Annotated in this window: 11 protein-coding genes; 5 read left to right on the top strand and 6 right to left on the bottom strand. The window is 74.2% G+C overall.

Going from position 1 to position 17607, the window contains the following annotated elements; translation table 11 throughout:
- The first annotated feature begins 43 nt into the window (after positions 1 to 43).
- On the top strand, positions 44 to 1882 hold the full coding sequence (locus ACFFR3_RS28700) for a transketolase (RefSeq protein WP_364369941.1): 1839 nt from the start codon (positions 44 to 46) through the stop codon (positions 1880 to 1882).
- A gap of 247 nt (positions 1883 to 2129) precedes the next feature.
- Here the strand turns inward: ACFFR3_RS28700 and ACFFR3_RS28695 are convergent, their stop codons facing one another.
- Positions 2130 to 2513, bottom strand: a complete 384-nt coding sequence (locus tag ACFFR3_RS28695) for a ChaB family protein (RefSeq protein WP_345388975.1) — start codon at positions 2511 to 2513, stop codon at positions 2130 to 2132.
- A 27-nt stretch (positions 2514 to 2540) separates the two neighbouring features.
- On the bottom strand, positions 2541 to 2822 hold the full coding sequence (locus ACFFR3_RS28690) for a hypothetical protein (protein ID WP_345388977.1): 282 nt from the start codon (positions 2820 to 2822) through the stop codon (positions 2541 to 2543).
- Positions 2823 to 2860: 38 nt separating this feature from the next.
- Here ACFFR3_RS28690 and ACFFR3_RS28685 point away from each other — a divergent pair, with 38 nt between their 5' ends.
- The 3 genes from ACFFR3_RS28685 to ACFFR3_RS28675 all read left to right on the top strand — a co-directional run bounded on the left by ACFFR3_RS28685 (position 2861) and on the right by ACFFR3_RS28675 (position 8446).
- Positions 2861 to 3370 carry a shikimate kinase gene (locus tag ACFFR3_RS28685; RefSeq protein ID WP_364369938.1) on the top strand — a complete coding sequence of 170 codons (510 nt, stop codon included), beginning with the start codon at positions 2861 to 2863 and terminating at the stop codon, positions 3368 to 3370.
- Between the two features lie 12 nt (positions 3371 to 3382).
- Positions 3383 to 3937 carry a GNAT family N-acetyltransferase gene (locus ACFFR3_RS28680; protein ID WP_364369935.1) on the top strand — a complete coding sequence of 185 codons (555 nt, stop codon included), beginning with the start codon at positions 3383 to 3385 and terminating at the stop codon, positions 3935 to 3937.
- Between the two features lie 96 nt (positions 3938 to 4033).
- Positions 4034 to 8446 (top strand): protein kinase family protein, encoded by a 4413-nt coding sequence (locus ACFFR3_RS28675; RefSeq protein ID WP_379484152.1) that lies wholly within the window; start codon positions 4034 to 4036, stop codon positions 8444 to 8446.
- Between the two features lie 118 nt (positions 8447 to 8564).
- Here the strand turns inward: ACFFR3_RS28675 and ACFFR3_RS28670 are convergent, their stop codons facing one another.
- From ACFFR3_RS28670 to ACFFR3_RS28655, 4 genes are all read right to left on the bottom strand, one after another.
- Positions 8565 to 10184, bottom strand: coding sequence for a serine/threonine-protein kinase (locus ACFFR3_RS28670; protein WP_364369929.1), 1620 nt, complete (start codon positions 10182 to 10184; stop codon positions 8565 to 8567).
- A gap of 36 nt (positions 10185 to 10220) precedes the next feature.
- Positions 10221 to 11222, bottom strand: coding sequence for a hydroxyacid dehydrogenase (locus ACFFR3_RS28665; protein WP_364369926.1), 1002 nt, complete (start codon positions 11220 to 11222; stop codon positions 10221 to 10223).
- Positions 11223 to 11793: 571 nt separating this feature from the next.
- Positions 11794 to 13002, bottom strand: coding sequence for a hypothetical protein (locus ACFFR3_RS28660; protein ID WP_364369923.1), 1209 nt, complete (start codon positions 13000 to 13002; stop codon positions 11794 to 11796).
- 146 nt (positions 13003 to 13148) lie between these two features.
- Positions 13149 to 14213 carry a ThiF family adenylyltransferase gene (locus ACFFR3_RS28655; protein ID WP_379484151.1) on the bottom strand — a complete coding sequence of 355 codons (1065 nt, stop codon included), beginning with the start codon at positions 14211 to 14213 and terminating at the stop codon, positions 13149 to 13151.
- A gap of 150 nt (positions 14214 to 14363) precedes the next feature.
- Here ACFFR3_RS28655 and ACFFR3_RS28650 point away from each other — a divergent pair, with 150 nt between their 5' ends.
- Positions 14364 to 17555, top strand: coding sequence for an AfsR/SARP family transcriptional regulator (locus ACFFR3_RS28650; RefSeq protein WP_379484150.1), 3192 nt, complete (start codon positions 14364 to 14366; stop codon positions 17553 to 17555).
- Positions 17556 to 17607: the final 52 nt, after the last annotated feature.

Here is a 17607-nt window from a genome sequence, read left to right as displayed (position 1 = left end):
CGGGTAGACGGGGCGGAAACACCGTCTACGAGGAGGCTCCACCGTGCCTGAGCGCGATCTTCAGTATCTGGCCGGGCTCGCGGCGCAACTGCGCGTCGACTCCGTACGCGCCGCCGCCGCGGCCGGCTCCGGCCACCCCACCTCGTCGATGTCGGCCGCCGACCTGATGGCCGTGCTGTTCGCCTGTCACCTGCGCTACGACTTCGACCGGCCGGACAACCCGGCCAACGACCACCTGATCTTCTCCAAGGGACACGCCTCTCCCCTGCTCTACTCCCTCTACAAGGCCGCCGGCGCGATCACCGACGAGGAGCTGCTGACGTTCCGCAAGCGGGACAGCCGCCTGGAGGGGCATCCGACCCCGCGCCTGCCCTGGGTGGACGTCGCCACCGGCTCGCTCGGCCAGGGCCTGCCCGTCGGCGTCGGCGTGGCGATGGCCGCGCGGCTGGAGCGCCTGCCGTACCGGGTGTGGGTCCTGTGCGGCGACAGCGAGCTGGCCGAGGGCTCCATCTGGGAGGCCGCCGAGCACGCGGGCAGCGAGGGCCTCGCGAACCTGACGGTCATCGTGGACGTCAACCGCCTCGGCCAGCGCGGGCCCACCCGGCACGGCTGGGACACCGGCGCGTACGCCCGCAGGTTCGGCGCGTTCGGCTGGCACACGATCGAGATCGACGGCCACGATCCCGGGCAGATCGACTTCGCGTTCACCGACGCCTCCAACACCCGGCGCCGGCCGACCGTGATCCTCGCCAAGACCCGCAAGGGCGAGGGCGTGCTGGAGGTCGAGAACCGCGAGGGCGCCCACGGCAAGGCTCTGAAGGACCCGGACAAGGCCGTGGCGGAGCTGGGCGGCGTGCGGGACGTGCGCGTCGAGGTGCACGCGCCGGACACGGGGGCGGACACGGCGGCGGAGCCGTTCCGCTTCGACGCGGGCGAGCTGGAGCCGCCCGTGTGGCCGGTGGGCGAGCAGGTCGCGACGCGGGCCGCGTACGGGGAGGCGCTGGCGGCGCTCGGCGCGGCCAGGGGCGACGTGGTGGCGCTGGACGGCGAGGTCGCCGACTCCACCAAGACCGAGACGTTCGCCGAGGCGTTCCCCGAGCGCTTCTTCGAGATGTACATCGCCGAGCAGCAGCTCGTCGCCGCCGCCATCGGGCTGCAGGTGCGCGGGTGGAAGCCGTACGCGGCCACCTTCGCGGCGTTCCTGACCAGGGCGCACGACTTCATCAGGATGGCCGGGGTGAGCGGGTCGTCCATCCGGCTCGTCGGCTCGCACGCCGGGGTGGCGATCGGCGAGGACGGGCCGTCGCAGATGGGCCTGGAGGACCTCGCCATGCTGCGCACCGTGCACGGCAGCACCGTGCTCTACCCCTGCGACGCCAACCAGACGGCGGCCCTGCTGGCCGAGATGGCCGACCTGGACGGCGTGTCCTACCTGCGCACGACGCGCGGGGCCACGCCGGTGATCTACCAGCCCGGCGAGCGCTTCCCCGTGGGCGGCTCGCGCGTGCTGCGGCACTCACCCGGCGACCGGGCCACGATCGTGGCGGCCGGGGTGACCGTGCACGAGGCGCTCGCGGCGGCCGACGACCTGCGCGAGGCCGGCATCCCGGTCGGCGTCATCGACCTGTACTCCATCAAGCCCGTGGACACCGCCGCCCTCATCGAGGCGGCCACCACCACGGGAAACCTCATCACGGTCGAGGACCACCGGATCGAGGGCGGGCTGGGCGACGCCGTCACGGACGCGGTGAGCGAGCTGGGGCCGCGCGTCATCAAGCTGGCCGTCACCGGCCTGCCCGGCTCTGCGACGCCGCAGGAGCAGCTCGCCGACGCCGGCATCGACCGCCACGCCATCGCCGACGCCGTCAAGCGCCTGCTGTGAGCCGGCCTTGCGGGTTCGGGAGGCTTCCATGCAGTGCGGCCGGGGCGGGTGTCACCACCCGCCCCGCTCGCTGTCCTGGCACGCGGCTGGACGGGACGAGTGGGGACATGCGAAAGGGCCGGCGATTCGCGGCGGTGGGTGACCGCCGCTCCTCGTCGGCCCTCTCGTCGGCCCTTTCGTCGGGCTCTGGTCGGGCCTCTCGTCTGACGGGCCCGGCCCGGGGGCGGGAAGCTCGCGCGGGGGACGCTCAGCGGGACTTCGCCGTGGCCTTCCTGTTGGCCTTCTTGATGGCCGTGACGAGCTCCTGCTTGGTCATCTTCGACCGGCCGCGCACGCCCAGCCTGGCGGCCAGGCTCTGCAGGTGCTCCTTGCTGGCGTTGGCGTCCACGCCCTCGGCCGTACGCCCGGAGCGATCGGTCGCGCCCTTGTCGGAAGGGCCCTTCTTGTCCTTCGGCTCCCAGTGGTCGCCGACCTTCTCGAAGGAGTGCTTGAGCGCGGCGAACGCCGTCATGTGGGCGCGGCGCCCCTCGCCGTACTCCTTGACGGCCGAGTCGTGCGCCTTGATCCACGTGTTCTGCGCCTTCTTGGGAGAACGCTTGACGGTCGACGGCAGCTCTTCGACACCTGGCATGTCGCTTCACCTCCTACAGCGGTGAGGTCAGAGGGGCGGTTCGTCGTAGTGGCGGCGGTCCTCGTACACGGTGGTACGACGGGCCTGCGGCTCCTCGTAGATCTCGTGGCGGTGCACCGGCTCGTCGATCGGCCCGACCGCCCGCCGCGCGACCCTGATCCGGTAGAGACCGAACCCGAGCCCGACCAGGCCACCGAGCATGAGCACGACGCCCACTACGTTGATGTCGAGGCCGGCGAGGTCGAACTCGACGGCCCAGGTGAGGATCGCACCGAGCATGATGAGGATGATGCTTCCGGCGATGGTCATCAGATTTACCTCCTTGACACGAAGGAACCTCTATCCACATGTCGAAAAACAAACACGTCGTAATGATCGGGCTCATGGGCTCGGGCAAGTCGACCTCAGGGCGGCTGATCGCCGAGGCGCTCGGGCTCCTGCTGTCCGACAGCGACCAGTACCTCCTTGACAAGCACGGCGCCACCTCCGCGCCGATCGCGGCCCGCGAGGGCAAGGAGACCTTGCACAGGTACGAGGCCCAGCACGTGCTGGACGAGCTGGCCGGGCCGCCCAAGGTGATCGCGGCGGCGGCCAGCACGCTGGAGATCCCCGAGGTGCGGGCGGCGCTGGGCCGGGCGTTCGTGGTCTGGGTGGATGCCGACGACGCGGTGCTGCGCGAACGCATGCACACCAGCGACCACCGCCCCGACTACGACCCCGCCGCCATGCGGGCCCGCCGCGAGCGGTACTTCCGCGAGGTGGCCGACCTGGTCTGCGACGTCGGCGTGATGGCCCCCGAGCAGGTGCGCGACGCCGTACTGAGCAAAATGGGCTTGCCCGGCGATGATCGCGACTGATAGCCAACGAGGATGTTCGCTGAGAAACCCACGCTGAGTGGCGAGCGCGTGACGCTGTGCCCGGTCGGGCCCGAGCACGCCGAGGGCCTGTTCGAGCTGGTGTCCGACCCGGAGGTGCGCCGGCTCACCGGCTCGCACGCCCGCGCCGACCTGGAGAGCCTGCGCACCTGGTACGCCACCCGCGCCGGCCACTCCGACCGGCTCGACCTCGCGATCACGGCGGACGGCGCGTTCGTCGGCGAGGTGGTGATCAACCAGCTCGACACCGACAACCTGTCCTGCAACCTGCGCATCGCGCTGGTCGGCGCGCGCGCCTTCGGCAGGGGCTACGGCAGCGAGGCCATCGAGCTGGTGCTCGACCACGTCTTCCGCACCACGCCGCTGCACCGGGTGCGGCTGGAGGTCTACGCTTTCAACGAGCGGGCCAGGCACGTCTACGAGAAGGCCGGGTTCGTCGCCGAGGGCGTCGAGCGCGACGCGCTGCTGTGGGAGGGCGAATGGCACGACGCCGTGGTGATGGCCGTCCTGCGGCCCGAGTGGCAGGCGCGAACGGGAACCCTGGCATAATGATCATGACGCATGGGTCCCCCGAGGCGCGCGGGGGACCTGTGGCGTCTTCGAGGCAACCAATGGGCGGTGTCGTGCATCTAAGCATCAGTGACGATGCGCTTGGTGCCCGGTGACCCCGAGAGGCTTGGCGGCTACTGGCTGGCCGCCAGGCTCGGCGCGGGCGGGCGCGGTGTCGTCTACGACTCCTACGACGACGAAGGTCGCCGCTACGCCGTCACCGTGCCCCTGGGCGAGGTCGGTCAGCGCTACGAGCAGGTGACCTGCCGCCATCTCGCGCGGGTGGTGGCCGTCGGGTCCGACGCCGGCGTCCCCTACGTCGTCAGCGAATACGTCAGCGGGCCCGACCTGCGCCAGGCCGTGGGACTGCACGGCGGCCCCTACTCAGGTGACGAGCTGGTCGCGCTGGCCGCGGCCCTGGCCGCGGCGCTGCGGTCGCTGCACGCGGCCGGGCTGACCCACTCCGGGCTCAACCCCGAGTGCGTGCTGCTGGCCGACGACGGCCCCCGGGTCATCGAGCTGGGGCTGGCCGGCGCGCGTACGACCGATGGCGCGTGCCCGTACCAGGCGCCCGAGGTGCTGACCGGGCAGGAGGCCGGGGCCGCCGCCGACGTCTTCGCGTGGGGCGCCGTCGTGCTGTTCGCGGCCACCGGCGACGACCCGTTCGGCGGCGACAGCCCCGGCGCCGTCATGCACCGGCTGCTGACCGTCGACCCCGACCTGAGCTGCCTGCCCGAGCCGCTGGCCGGGCTCGTCGAGCGGGCGCTGGCCAAGAGCCCCGCCGACCGGCCCGCCGCGGCCGAACTGCTCATCGAGAGCGCGACCGAGCTGCGCCCGCCCGACGCGTACGTGCGCACGCCGTCGCTCGGGGAGGCGGCCGAGCAGGCGTACCTGTCGCTCACCCCCCGCCAGCAGGAGGAGGTGCCCGGGCTGCTGCTGCGGCTGCTCGACGGTGACCGGCCGCACGACGAGGGCGACGTGCTCGCCCCGCTCATGGCGGCCGGCCTGCTCGTACGGCGCAGCATCCGCGTACCGTCCGCCGAGACCTCCATCGGCAAGCTCGTCGCCGTCAGCGACGACAAGGTCGCCCCCGCCAGCGCCGCCCTCTACCGCGCCTGGCCCCGGCTACGCGGCTGGGTGGCCGACGAGCGCGACGGCATGACCGTGCACCGGCACCTGCGCCAGTCCGCCCGGCAGTGGTCGGAGCACCGGCGCGGGCGCGGCCACCTGCTGCGCGGCGACGAGCTCGCCACCGCGCTCGGCTGGGCCGCGGCCAAGCGCCGGCACGTCCGGCTCAGCCAGCTCGAACGCGACTTCATCAGCGACAGCGTGGCCCTCGCCAAGCAGCGCAGGAAGCTCCTCGTGCCCGCCCTGTCGGCCGTCGCCGCCGTGGTCGCGGTCGCCGTCACCATGACGGTGGTGACCGTCCAGGGACAGAACGACCTGCGCGGACGCCTCCTCGAGGCCGGCGCGCGAGCCGTCGCCGCGCGGGCCGAGGCGCTGCGCACCACCGATCCGCGGGCCGCGATGCGGCTCAGCGTGGCCGCCTGGCGGATGTCGCCGATCTTCGAGGCGCGGGCCGCCCTGCAGTCCTCGCTCGTACAGCCCGAGCTGGGCGTCTTCACCGACCCCGGGGCCGACGGGCGGGCCCGCTACCTGCTGCGCGGCGACGAGCTGGTCCGGTGGGACGCCGGGGCCGTGACCATGTACGAGGTGTCCGGCGGGCGGGAGGTGGCGTCGTACCCGCTGCCGCCGGGGAGCATCGGGCTGAGCGACGACGGGCGGTTCGCCGAGGGCGCCTCAGGGCCCGTCGAGGTGGCGACCGGGCAGGCGCCCGCCGACGGGGTCTTCACGATCAGCCGGGGCAACCGCACGCGGGTCTACCAGGGGACGCGGGTGCTGTTCGACGTCATCGACCGCAAGGTGGCGCTGTCGCCCGACGGCAACAGGGCCGCGCTGTCCGGGCTGGACGGGCGGGTCGAGCTGTGGGAGCTGGCGCCGCGGCGGGTGCGTACCGGGGTGGTGAAGGTCGAGCCGCTCACCGGCTCCGTGGCCGCCGCCCCCGCCCTCGCCTTCAGCCCGGACGGCGGCACGCTCGCGGTCGCGGGCCGCGACGGCGTCACGCTGGTGGGCGCCGGCGCCCGGCACACCGGCGCCCCGGAAACCCTCGCCACCCACCACCCCGGCCTCCCCACCCCCACCACACCTCCTTCCCCCGGCCCCGGCCTCCTCGCCCTCCCCTCGACCCTCGCGGACCCCTCCCCCGCCCAACCCTTCACCGCCGCAATCCCGACGTCCCCCGGCACGACCGGCTCACCGCCCTTGCCGGGCGTGGCAGCCGCCCCCACGTCCCCCGGCCCGGCCCAGGCCCCCGGAACGACCACCGCCCCTACATCACCCGCCCCGGCCGGGGCCCCCGCCTCACGCGGCACGGCCGCCGCCCCTGCGTCGCCGGGCACGGCCGGGGCGCCTGCCACACCCGGATCGGGTCCTTCCCGGCAGGCCGAGACGTTCGGCTTCGCACCGCACACCCGCGCGTCGGCCCTCCCGTCGCGCGCCGAGGCCGCGTCCCCCAAGCCGGCCGCCTCGGGGACGCGCGCCGGCACTACCGGTCGTCCGCAGGCCGTGTCCCCGTCCCGCACCCCGGGCCCCCGAGCCACGGCCGGCCCGACCCCCTCCAAAACCCCCGCCTCCAAGGGCACCGCCACGGCGGGTCCCGGCGGCAAGGGAGCGCCGGACGGCCACGCGGGCGCGCCGGATCAGGACGCCGCCCGCGACACGGACTCCGCCCGCGACGCCGACTCCGCCCGCGACGCCGAGGCGACCCGCGACACCAAGGGTGAGCACAAGGCCAAGGGTGAGCGCGAGGCCAAGACCGCGAGCGACGCCGAGGCGGCGCGCACCGCCAAGGACGGGCGCAATGCCGCGGCCACGCCCAGCACCCCCAACACCACCAACACCACCAACACCACCAACGCCAAGACCGCGCGCAACGCCGAGAGCGGGAGCGATGCCGCGGCCGCGCCCAGCAACCCTGACGCCAAGGCCACGCGCGATGCCGACAGCGGGAGCGACGCCGAGGCCACGCCCAGCACCCCCAACACCCTCAACGCCGAGGCCACGCCCGGCACCCCTAACACCCCCAACGTCAGGGCCGCGCGCGACGCCGAGGCGGCGGTGGTGCGGGATGGGGGTGCGGGGGCGGATCCGGGGGCCGGGCGTGATGCCGGCTCTGCCCGCAGGATCAAGGCTGAAGTGGCGCGGGTGGTGGCGCAGGCGGTGCGGGCCAAGAGGGTGCGGGTGAAGAGTGGGGATCCGGGCTCCGGGGCGGAGAGGGCCTGGGGAGTGGAGATCGTGGACGGGCTGGAGGTGACGCCTGCCACGGCGGCGGGGCCGCTGGTGTTCAGTCCCGACGGACGCCTGCTGGCGCTGCCCGGCGACGGTGAGGTGCGGGTGTGGAACGTGGCCGAGCGCCGCCTGGCCGGCTCGTACCCGCTCAAGGATCCTGGCCGGGGGCTGGCGTTCTCGGCGGACGGCCGCACCCTGCGTTACCTGAGCGGCATCGGCTCGGTCGTCTCGCTCGACGTCTCCGGCCTGCCGGCCCCGGCTGGCGAGGGCCAGGTGGCGGCGTTCTCGGGCAACGGGCGGGTCGCGGCCAAGGAGGTGGGCGACGCGATCGAGCTGACGGACGCCGAGAGCCGCAGGACGCTGGGCCGCATCGCCGCAGCCGGCGACCTGGCGTTCGACGCGACAGGCCGGCTGCTGGCCGTGGCGGGCGACCCGGTGACGGTGTGGGAGGTGGCGAGCGGCCGGCAGGTGACGTCGATCGAGGCGGGCGGCGACGTACCGGCCGTGGCGCTCTCCCCCGACGGCGGCACGCTGGCGACGGCGCGCGGCACGCTCCTGGAGACGTGGGACGTGCGCTCGGGCCGCCGGATCAAGGCGTACGAGGGCGTCGGCGACCTGGCGCTGGCCTTCAGCCCCGACGGCATGACGCTGGCCGCGGGCACCCGCCTGCTCGACCTGCGCACCGGCCAGGTGACCCCGCTCGACCTGGCGGCCAGGGCCAGCGGGGGCGCGGCGGCGACGGCGCTGGCGTTCTCGCCGGACGGCGACCGGCTGGCGTTCGGGCTGGAGGGCGGCCGGGTGCTGCTGTGGGGCGTGCACGAGCGGGCCCCCATCGGCACGATCAGGACCGGCAGCGGCCCCGTGGACGAGGTGCGGTTCTCGCCGGACGGCGGCCTGATGGCGATCGACGCGGGCCGTACGTCGCTGTGGGACGTCAGGACGCTGCGCGAGGTCGGCCAGGCCGGGTCGTGGGCGGCGGGGCCGGCGTTCAGCCAGGACGGCACCCGGCTGCGCGGCGTGGCGCTGGACGGCTCCGTACGCGAGTTCCCCGTCGATCCCGCGCTGACGGCGCAGGCGGTGTGCGAGCGCGCGGGCGGTTCGCTGACCAGGGAGGAGTGGGCCCGGCTCATCCCGGAGGCCGACTACCGCGAGGTCTGCTGACCACCACGCCCGGCCACGCGCCACCGCCCGGCACGCGCCACCACCCGCGGCCACGCGCCACCGCCCGGCACGCGCCACCGCGCCCGGTCAGGCGCCGCCGCGGAGGGGCCGCGAGCGCCTATTCGTTGCGGATCAGTTTGAGCACCTTGCCCTGAGGGCTCGCCACGAGGTAGCCGGTGCGGTGGTAGTCGTCGCTGACGTAGACGAGCAGCACCGGATTGACCGAGGTGAAGGCGTAGTCGGTGTCGACGATGATGTAGCGCGAGGTCGGCTTGGGCACGCCGAGGTCCTTGTCGGCCCGCTTGAACAGGGCGGGCAGCCGGTCCCAGTTGAAGGTGTCGAGGTCGGCCGGCGAGGTTCTGACCTGGCCGCCGATGCGGGGCTCGTCGACCTGGCCGTCGCGGTAGTCGTAGGTGTTGTAGACCTTTTTGTCGCGCTTGAGCGGGACGTCCAGGCTGGCGTGCGTCTCGTGCACGGACATCCCGATGACCTTGCTGGTGCCGATGACCGGCTTGACCACGCGAAGCATGGCGCGGATCCCGTCGGGGGTCAGCAGCTTCTCCCGCACGGGCTGCTTGGTGCTCGGTGTGAGGCTGGGGATGGTCACGCGGGGGATGGTCGGCGTCCTGGACGGCGTGGCGGTCATGGCCAGGTGGCTCGGCTCGGGGTCGGGCACGGTCGCGTCGGACGTGCTCGGCAGCAGCCGCCACACCAGCACGCCGGCCACGACGACGGCCGAGAGCGACACGGCCGCGGCCGCTCCCCTGCCGCCACGCTTGGGCCGGGGGTTGAGCGTGTCGGCCTGCGGCACCGGCCCGCCGCTCCAGGGCCGCGGGTACCCGGGCGGCACGGTGTGCGAAGGACCCGGAGGCGGCGGCGCCTGCATCACGGGCGGGGGTGGAGGCGCGGCGTTCGGGTCCATCGCCACGGCGAGCATGCGGTCGAGCGTCTCGGCGTCCGGCCTGGCGGCGGGGTCGCGGGCGAGCAGCGCGGTCAGTACGGGCGTCAGCGCCCCGGCCCGTACGGGCGGCGGCACCTCCTGGTTGAGCACCGCCGCCAGCGTGGCCAGCGCCGTGCTCCTGCGCAGCGGGTGGCGGCCCTCGACGGCGACGTACAGCATCATGCCGAGCGACCACAGGTCGGAGGCGGGGTCGCCCTCGACGCCGTTGATGCGCTCGGGGGCCATGTACTCGGGCGAGCCGATGAACGCGCCCGTGGACGTCAGGCTGGTGGACTCGCGCATGGCCGCGATGCCGAAGTCGGTGAGCACCGAGCGGCCGTCGGCGTGCAGCAGCACGTTGGCGGGTTTGACGTCGCGGTGGTGGATGCCGACCGCGTGGGCCGCGCGTAACGCCGACAGCACCTCGCGGCCGGTCCGCGCCGCCTCCGCCGGGTGCACGGGGCCGCTCTGGATGCGGTCTTGAAGCGAGCCGCCGGTGGCCAGCTCCATGACGATCCACGGGTAACCCTGCTCGCCGGGGTCCACGATGTGGTGGATGGTCACCACGTGCGGGTGGTTGAGCTGGGCCAGGGCTCGCGCCTCGCGCAGCATCCTGGCGCGCAGCTCGCGGGCGTGCGTCGGGTCCTGCTCGTCGATCGTGGGGTCGGGCGGGCGTACCTCTTTGAGCGCGACCTCGCGGTGCAGGGCGACGTCCCAGGCCCGCCAGACCAGGCCCATGCCGCCGCCGCCGAGGCGCTCCAGCAGCTCGAAGCGGCCGTCGATAACCCGTTTCTGCATGCGCAGCAGATTAGGGCCGAGCCCCCGCCGCCGTCATCAGGCGCTGGTCGCGAGCTCCTCGGCCGCCACGCCGTGCGCGAACGGCAGCCCGCGCGCGTACCTCGCGACCTCGTCCACGGCCAGGTCGGCGATGCGGGCCAGCTCGCCGCCGAGCGAGCCGGCGACGTGCGGGGTGAGCAGCACGTTCGGCAGGTCGTACAGGGGTGAGCCGGGCGGCAGCGGGTCGGGGTCTGTGACGTCGAGCACGGCGTACAGGCGGCCGGAGGTCAGCTCGGCGATGAGCGCGTCCTGGTCGACGAGCGCGCCCCTCGCGGTGTTGATGAGCGTGGCGCCGTCGCGCATGCTCGCCAGGCGGGCCGCGCTGACGAGGTGGCGGGTCTCGGGCAGGTCGGGCGCGTGCACGGTGACCACGTCGGAGCGCTCGAACAGCTCGTCGAACCCGACGTGCGCGACGCCGAGGTCCTCGTTCAGGTACGGGTCCGCGACCAGCACGTCCAGCGCGAACGGCCGCAGCAGCTCGATCACCCGCCGCCCGATCCTGGACGCCCCCACGACGCCCACCGTGCGCCGGTAGTTGCCGAACCCGGGGAACATCGCGTCGAGGTCGGGCCGGTCCTGCCGCTCCCGGTAGAGCCTGGCGCTGTCGAGCACCCGCTTGCCCGCGAACAGGATCGCGGCCAGCGTGTACTCGGCGACCGGCTCCGCGTTGGCCGCCGCCGCCGACGACACCAGCAGCCCGCGCTCCCAGCACGCCTCGGTGACGTGGTGCTTGACGGACCCGGCGGCGTGCACGATCGCGCGCAGCCTGGGCGCCGCGGTCAGCACGTCGGCCGTGATCGGCGGGCACCACCAGCTCGTGAGCAGCACCTCGGCCTCGGCCAGCGCGGGGGCCACGGCGGGGTCGGCGAAGTCGGTGGCGATGAGGCCGGGGTCGATGTCGGCGACGGCGAGCAGCCGGTCGCGCACGGGGCCGGTGATGAGCCGGGCGGCGGTGTCGGCGCCCATCGCGAGCAGGGTCTTCGGCCGGGAATCCGTCATTCGTGCTCCCCCGATGCGCTGCGGTCGCTCTTGATCATAACGACGGCGATGACGACGGTTCGCCCGGGGTCATTCGCGTAGGTCGCTCAGGCGGCCGATCAGCGCCGTACGGGAGGTGATGCCGGGCTTGGTGCAGATGTGGCTCGGGTGGTATTCGACGCCGTCTTGCCGATCCCCGCCGGCCTTTCCAGCACGACGAGGCAGGACCGGCCCTCGGCGGCCCGGCCGAGCTGGGCGTGCAGCACGGCGAGCTCCCTGATGCTTTCCGCCCGGGGCGTTCATAGCCTCCAACGTGGACGAATGCCCCTCACTTCCCGAAGATCGCCGGCCCCGACGGAGTGGCACGAATCTCTCAAGAATGAACTCACAAGCGCGTACGATCGGGCGTGAGGAGACCACATGCCGGCGGCTTCGCCGGCGTCGCTGGGGCTATTGCGGCCCGGGACCGGCCGCAATAGCCCCTACCTGGTCACCATGCATCCCCTCATCACCCGGCGGGCCGCCGCCTGCCGGCGTTCCTGGCGCCGGGCGACGAGCACGCGATCGGGGTCTCGGACGGCCCTTCCAGGGGCTAAAGGAGTGCGCCGGCGCGGCGGAGCCGCCGTTCGCGGAAGGCCAGCAGCGGGGGCAGGCCGATCCGCAGCGCCACGTACGCGGTGACCGCGATCGCCTCCCAGAACGCGGCCGACCCGACCTGCCCGGACAGCAGCCGCTCCACGCCCCACTGGGCCAGCGACACCATGAGGGGCAGCATGACGGTGAGGAAGAGCCAGACCATGACCGCCATGCCCGCCACGTACAGGAGCGCGAACCAGCGGGCCATGTCGCGGTCGCGCGCCCCTGACGCGGCGAGCTCGGCGGCCTCCGCCTCGGTGAGGCGGAAGATCCGGTTCTTCACGGTCAGCCAGGTCGTCCGGTAGAGATTGTGGCAGCGCAGCGCGTTGGCGAGCAGCGCGTACGAGTCGCTGCGCAGCGGCAGCGCGGCCCACTGCCACACGATGGCGACGACCCTGAACAGGATGACGGCGGCGAGCAGGTCGTCCAGCAGGCCGGGCGGGACGATCATCCGCAGGCCCAGCGCGACGGCGACGACCACGACCTCGACGGCCATCCCGGCCAGATAGACGCCGTGCCGGCGGTCCCGCGGCACCGCGACGATCTGGGTCAGGTCGGTCTCGTAGACGATGTACATGCCCCGGTAGCTGACGCGGAACGTGGCGGGCACCCCGACGGCCCGCCCGGCGAGCCAGTGCCACGCCTCGTGCAGCGCGCCGAACGCGATCCCCAGCACGAGCCAGCCGAGCACGGACAGGCCCATGCTGGGCAGGAACCACGCGTCCTGCCAGGAGGGCCGCAGGTCGGGGCGGGCCACGAGGACGGCGAGCGCGAAGACCAGCGCCGCCGCGTACACCGACCAGCCGATACGCCCGAACAGGCGGGCGGCGGCCCGGGGGCTGACGCCCTCGATCCACCTGATCCGGCGGCCGCGCTCCGCGGTGTCATCGTCCTGGGCGGCGGCCGGGTCGAGGAGGCCCGCTGCGGTGAGCCCCTCGATGAAGTCGCCGCCGTCGACCGGCTCGCCCGCCTTCTCGCTCGCCCGCTCGGTGGCCTGGGTGACCGAGCCCGTCTGCTGCAGGGTGGTGATGAAGATCGCGCCTGGTTCCGGCACCGCGACGAACACTCCCAGGTCCGGCCGGCCCAGCACCCAGGCCTCGCCGTCGAAGGTGACGGTCAGCCGCGCGGCTCGCTCGCGCAGGCCGGCGTCCGTGGCCGCGGTCATCGGTCTTCACCACCTCAGAACGTGAGTGGGGGGCCGCGCCGCACACCGGAGAGAGGCGCGGCCCCGATACTTCAGCTGTCGGAACCCGGGTCCGCGTCGACGGTCAGACGGGTGTTCTCGATGCGCACGATCTCGATCTTCATGGGTCACCTCCCTCCGCACACTTCACAGCCGGGATCGCGGGTCCATTCGGTGCGACTGGTGGCGCACCCGCCCGCGAAGTCGATGATGAGCGGCCGGCCCGCGTAGGCCGGCGGCTCGAAACCGGTGAGGTAGCGCAGGACCTCGAACGCCCCGTACGCGCCGAGCAGCCCGGCGACGGGCCCGATGCCGCGGTTCGGGCGGGGCCCGTCCCGGTAGAGGCGGATCGCGGCGAGGTCGGGCGTGTCGGGGTCGGCGCTCGGCGGCACGCAGGCCCGGCAGGCGCTGACGCCCGGCTGGACGGACCACACGGTCCCCGAGGTGACCCACATGCCGCCCCGCACGAACGGCACCCCGTGCCGCACGCAGGCCGCGTTCACCCACAGGTCGATCTGGGTCGGCCGGTCGATGCCGGAGGCCACCACGTCGGGGCGGGTGCGGCCGACGAGCTCGTCGAGCTGCTCGGGGCTCTCCACGCCCATGTCGACGGTCTCGACCTCGATGGAGGGGTCGAACGCGCGCACCCAGTCGGCGGCGCGCTCCACCTTGCGCGCGCCGACGTCGTCCCACCGGTAGAGGTACTGGCGGGCGAAGTTGCGCGGGTCCACGGTGTCGCGGTCGAGCAGGGTCATCTTGCCGACGCCGAGCCCGGCGAGGTGGGGGATGGTGTTGGAGTTGAGGCCGCCGGTGCCGAGCACCAGCACGTGCGACTCGCGCAGCCGGCGCAGCACGTCCTCGCGGCTGCGGTCCAGGGTGCCGAACGACTCGAAGAAGGCCAGGTTGCTGAAGTGGCGCTCGGCGTCTTCCTGGCCGAGCAGGCCGAGGTGGTCGCCGTCCTCCAGCAGCCGCTCCGCGTCCAGGGCCTTGACGGCGGCGGAGACGTCGGAGACCGGCAGGGACAGCTCGGCGGCGAGTTCCTCGACCGTCCTGCCGCCCTCTTCCAGGAGGTCGAGGAGTTTCTCCACCGTCCCGTCAGGGTCGGTGAGGACCAGCCGGTCGCGGGGGTCGTACACGAGTCTGAGCTCGTGCCCGACGCGCTCGCGGGCGAGGGTCTTCAGTCGCGGCCTCATCGGTTGTACAGCGCCCAATCTTGACGGGAGTGCTGGACAGACATTGACAGCCGGCCGCATGGAGGCTGTATGGACGCCGCATGGATCCCGCAACGAACGGCGGTGGGTCCGATTGATCCCTCAATGGGCACTGCACTAGCGTCTGCGGTTGTGCGTAAGGCTGTCCGCGTCCTCCTCCTCGGTCCCCTGGAGGCCGTCGTGGACGGCGAGGCGGTGCGTCTGACGGGCCGGCAGCGCGCCTTGCTCGCCGCCCTGCTGCTCGACGCCGGGTGCGTGGTCTCGGTGGAGCGGCTGGCCGAGCGGCTCTGGGGCGCCGAGCCGCCGCCGTCTGCGGCCCCCCGGGTGCGGGCGCTGGTCACGGAGCTGCGCAGGGCGCTCGGCGCGGCGATCGTCACCCGGAGTCCCGGTTACCTGATCCCCGAGGGCGCCGTCGAGGTGGACGCCGACGCGTTCGGCGCCCTGGTCGGGCAGGCGGGCGGCGCGGAGCCCGAGGAGGCCGTCGCCGCGTACGACAGGGCGCTCGAGCTGTGGCGCGGCGACCCGTACCCGGATCTGGGCGGGCCCGTCGCGGAGGCGGAGCGGCACCGGCTCGACGAGCTGCGCATCCAGGCGATCGAGGGCCGCGCGCAGGCCCAGCTGGAGCTGGGGCGCCATCAGGCGGTCGTGGCCGGGCTGACCAGGCTGGTGGCCGAGCAGCCGCTGCGGGAGCGGCCGTACGGGCTGCTCATGCTGGCGCTGCACCGCGACGGACGCCTGCCCGAGGCGCTGCGCGTCTACCGGGAGTTCCGCGACCGGCTCGTCCGCGAGCTCGGCGTGGAACCGGGCAAGGACCTGCAGTCGCTGCACCAGCGCCTGCTGGCCGAGACCGCCGAGGCCGCTCCGCCGGAAGAGCCGCCAGGAGAGCCGGCGGACGAGCCCGCCGCGCCGGTCCCCCGCCAGCTCCCGCCCGTCACCGGCCACTTCGTCGGCCGCGAGGCGGAGCTGCGGCGCATGGACGACGGCCGGGTGACGCTCGTGGCCGGGCCGGCGGGCGTCGGCAAGACGGCGCTGGCGCTGCGGTGGGCGCACCGGCGGGCGGACCGGTTCCCCGACGGGCAGCTCTTCCTCGACCTGCGGGGCTTCGACCGGCGCGCGCCGATGACGCCCGCCGAGGCGCTGCCGCTGCTGCTGCAGGGGCTGGGCCAGGCGGCCAAGGACATCCCCGTCGAGCTGGACGCGCAGGTCGCGCTCTACCGCTCGCTGCTCGCCGGCCGGCGCGTGCTGCTGGTGCTGGACGACGTCGCGGAGCCCGACCAGGTACGCCCGCTGCTGCCCGGCGACCCCGGCTGCCGCGTCGTCATCACCAGCAGGAACCGGCTGGGCGGCCTGGTCGCCCTGGACGGCGTCGAACGCGTCACGCTCGGCGTGCTGGAGCAGGACGAGGCGCTGCGGCTGATCTCGGCGGGCGTCGGCGAGGAGCGGCTGTCGCGCGAGTCGGAGGCGTCGCGGGAGCTGGTGGCGCTCTGCGGCCGCCTGCCGCTCGCGCTGTCCATCGCCATGTCCTGGATCGGCGACCACGAACACCGCAGGATCGGCGACTACGTGCGCGAGCTCGCCGACCGGGGGCGGCTGGTGCGCCTGCGGGTGGACGGCGACGAGAGCGTGGCGGTGCGGGCGGCGCTCGACCTGTCGTACCGGGCGCTGCCCGCGCCGGCGCAGCGGGTGTTCCGCCTGCTCGGCCTGGCGCAGGGGGCCGGCGTGTCGGCCGCGGCGGTCGCCGCGCTGGCGGGCACCACGCGTGAGCAGGCGGCGGTGCTGCTCGGCATGGCGGCGCGCATCCACCTGATCGAGGAGGTCGGCCACGACCGGTTCGCCGCGCACGACCTGGTGTGGGAGTACGCGGCCCAGCTCGGCCTCGCCGAGGACGCCGCCGCCGACCGGGAGGCCGCTCTCCGGCGCCTGTACGACCACTACCTGCGCACGGCCGCGGGGGCGCTCACGGCGGCCGGCTTCGAGGTGCCAGAGACGCCCGGCGGCGAACCCGTGGCCTTCGCCGGGCGGGAGGAGGCGCTCGCCTGGCTGGACGTCGAGTGGGACAACCTGGCCGGGGTGATCGCCTCCGGCACGCCGCCGTACGCCTGGCTGCTGGTCGAGGCGCTGACCGACGTGCTGCTGCAGTACCGGCGCAGCCGCGTGGAGTGGCTGCGCCTGGCCGAGACCGCGCTCGCCGCCGCGGAACGCGCCGGCGACCTGCGCGGGCAGGCGGCGATGTGCCACTCGATCGGCCGGGCCCGCCTGCTCGTCGCCGACCTCAAGGGCGCGCTCGGCTACCTCGGGCGGGCGCAGGAGCTGTGCCGCCGCACGGACTGGCCGCAGCAGGAGGCGGCGGTGCTGCAGGCACTCGGCGTGGCGCGCAAGCAGCTCGGCGAGCCGCGCCGGGCCATCCCGCTCTACCGGCGGGCGGCGGAGATCAACCGCTCGCTCGGCCTGGTACGCGGCGAGGCGCGGGTGCTCAACAACCTGGCCTCGGCCCACCTCAAGCTCGCCCACCTCGACCAGGCGGAGGAGTCGCTGCTGGCCTGCCTCGCGCTCACGGGCGAGCCCGAGAACGCGCACCTGCGGACGCTGACACTGGTCAACCTGGCGCTGGTCCGGCAACGGCAGGCCAGGTTCGCCGACGCGCTCGGCCACCTGGACGAGGCGCTGGCCCTGGCCCAGGGGGCGGGCCTGCTCTACGCCGAGGCGGTCACGTACGAGACGTACGGCTGGGTGCACCGCGACGCCGGCGACCACGTACGCGCGATCGACGCCTTCGCCCGCGCGCTCGGCCTCGCGCAGGAGGTCGAGAACCGGCGCTGCCAGATCGCCTCGCTCGCCGGCGCCGCCGCCGCCGAGACCGGGCTCGGCCGGATGGAGGCCGCGCTGGCGCGTCTCGACGCGGCGGCCAGGCTCGCCGAGGACACCGGCACCGACCTCGACCAGGTGCTGCTGGAACGCGCGGAGGTCCGGCTGCGCCAGGGCAGGCACGCCGACGCCATGCTGGACGCGGGCCACGCGCTGGAGCTGGCGCGCACCGCCAACCCGCTCGACCTGCCCCGCGCGCACATCCTGCGCGCCGCCGGCCACCTCGCGTCCGGCGACACCGAGTCGTGCGTACGTGAGTGCGAGCGGGCGCTGCGGCACGCCCGCAGGTCGGGACAGCCGCTGCAGCACGCCCGCGCCCTGACCACGCTCGGGCACGCCCGCAGCAGGGCGGGCGACGACGGCCGCGCGGCCCGCCTCTGGTCGCAGGCCCACGCCCTGTTCACCGGCATCGGCGTGCCGGAGCAGCAGGAGACCGCGGCACTCCTCGCCGGTCACTGAGAAATTTTCGCGTCCCGTGGTAATCGAGAGACCGCCGCCGGGACTACTGGGT

Source organism: Nonomuraea salmonea, from assembly GCF_042428605.1.
GTDB lineage: Bacteria > Actinomycetota > Actinomycetes > Streptosporangiales > Streptosporangiaceae > Nonomuraea > Nonomuraea salmonea.
Note: the sequence above shows the minus strand (reverse complement) of the source record. Positions and strands in the feature narration are given on the sequence as shown.

Bases quoted from the DNA above. Each gene is read 5' to 3' on its own strand.
- ACFFR3_RS28660 (WP_364369923.1), bottom strand. From the start codon at position 13,002: ATGACCGCGGCCACGGACGCCGGCCTGCGCGAGCGAGCCGCGCGGCTG.
- ACFFR3_RS28675 (WP_379484152.1), top strand. From the start codon at position 4,034: ATGCGCTTGGTGCCCGGTGACCCCGAGAGGCTTGGCGGCTACTGGCTG.
- ACFFR3_RS28670 (WP_364369929.1), bottom strand. From the start codon at position 10,184: ATGCAGAAACGGGTTATCGACGGCCGCTTCGAGCTGCTGGAGCGCCTC.
- ACFFR3_RS28690 (WP_345388977.1), bottom strand. From the start codon at position 2,822: ATGACCATCGCCGGAAGCATCATCCTCATCATGCTCGGTGCGATCCTC.
- ACFFR3_RS28695 (WP_345388975.1), bottom strand. From the start codon at position 2,513: ATGCCAGGTGTCGAAGAGCTGCCGTCGACCGTCAAGCGTTCTCCCAAG.
- ACFFR3_RS28655 (WP_379484151.1), bottom strand. From the start codon at position 14,213: ATGAGGCCGCGACTGAAGACCCTCGCCCGCGAGCGCGTCGGGCACGAG.
- ACFFR3_RS28685 (WP_364369938.1), top strand. From the start codon at position 2,861: ATGTCGAAAAACAAACACGTCGTAATGATCGGGCTCATGGGCTCGGGC.
- ACFFR3_RS28665 (WP_364369926.1), bottom strand. From the start codon at position 11,222: ATGACGGATTCCCGGCCGAAGACCCTGCTCGCGATGGGCGCCGACACC.
- ACFFR3_RS28680 (WP_364369935.1), top strand. From the start codon at position 3,383: ATGTTCGCTGAGAAACCCACGCTGAGTGGCGAGCGCGTGACGCTGTGC.